Annotated in this window: 1 protein-coding gene; it reads right to left on the reverse strand. The window is 46.4% G+C overall.

All coding sequences use genetic code 11. The features are described from left to right. Nucleotides 1-53 precede the first annotated feature (53 nt). On the reverse strand, nt 54-1,480 hold a 1,427-nt coding region (locus R7E00_RS23200), incomplete at its 5' end, for a long-chain fatty acid--CoA ligase (RefSeq protein ID WP_318124592.1).

The raw sequence follows: 1,480 nt of genomic DNA on the forward strand, positions 1-1,480 counted from the left end.
AAAAGGTACGGCTGGGGATCTTTTCATCAATCTGAAATCTAAGTCAGTGCTTGTTACTTTTTATCTGACTTTTCGTAGTACATTTCTTCGATTTCAACTTGGTATTTGTCGTTAATCACTTTACGACGCAGTTTTTGCGTTGGCGTTAACTCTCCATCGTCCATCGAGAAAGCTCTTGGTAGCAGTTTGAACTTCTTAACTTGCTCAAATTTCGCCAGTTCTTTTTGCAGTTCATTCACTCGCTTCTCAAGCATTTCGACCACTTGGTGGTGTTTGATAAGCTCAACTCGGTCGTGGTATGCGATGTTCAGTTCTTTCGCATATTCTTCAAGAGAGTCAAAACACGGCACAATCAGCGCAGAAACAAACTTGCGTGTATCGGCAATCACCGCAATCTGCTCAATGAAGTGGTCTTTACCAATCGCACCTTCGATCATTTGCGGTGCAATGTATTTACCACCAGAGGTTTTCATCAGTTCTTTAATGCGATCGGTGATGAACAGGTTGCCATTTTCATCAATATGGCCAGCATCACCGGTCTTTAAGAAACCGTGCTCATCAAACGTCTTTTCGGTCTCTTCTGGCATTTTGTAGTAACCGCGCATCACCATCGGGCCACGAACCAGAATCTCGTTGTTTTCGCCAATCTTCACTTGCGCGCCAGGCATCGACATACCGATAGAATCCGGATCAAAGCACTTGTCATCCCAGCACGAAATCGTCGCGGTGGTTTCTGTCATGCCGTAGCCCAACTTCACGTTGATGCCAATAGCATGGAAGAAGCGACCAATGGTTTCATCCAACTTCGCGCCACCACATGGCATAAAGTTGATACGACCACCGAGCAGTGCACGCAGCTTACTGAGCACCAGCTTGTCAGCTAATGCGTGTGCTTTGCGCAGCATCATCGAAGGTTTGCGCTTTTCTTGATGGCAAAGTGCCATTTTCGCGCCCATGTTCACCGCCCAAGTAAACATGATCTTGCGATGAATCGGTGCTCGAGACACTTTCTCGTGAATCGCTGAGAAAATCTTTTCGTAGAAACGAGGAACCGCACACATCACGGTTGGACGCACTTCACTCAAGGCATCGCGCACCTGCATTGTGTCTTGCAAGTAACAGTTCGTCGCACCTTTGTATAATACGTAGAATGTCCAAGCGCGTTCAAATACGTGTGAAAGCGGAAGGAAACACAAAGAAACATCATCTTGAGATAAGCTCAAGCGTTGGTCGTGACCTTCTAGCTGCGCTGCGATGTTGCCATAATCCAACATCACGCCCTTAGGTTGACCCGTTGTACCTGAGGTGTAGATCAGGGTAAGCAAATCATCTTCTTTCGCTTGCGCTAAACGCTCATCAAGTTCAGCTTGATGGCTAGTATCGCCTTTTGCGACAAAGTCTTTCCAAGAGATAGCAAAGTCATGATCGCCAAGCTCAATATCGTCCGACATCGCAACAATCAGCTCTAACTGCTCACATT

The sequence above is a fragment of the Vibrio sp. Vb1755 genome (assembly GCF_033338635.1).
Classification (GTDB): domain Bacteria; phylum Pseudomonadota; class Gammaproteobacteria; order Enterobacterales; family Vibrionaceae; genus Vibrio; species Vibrio alginolyticus.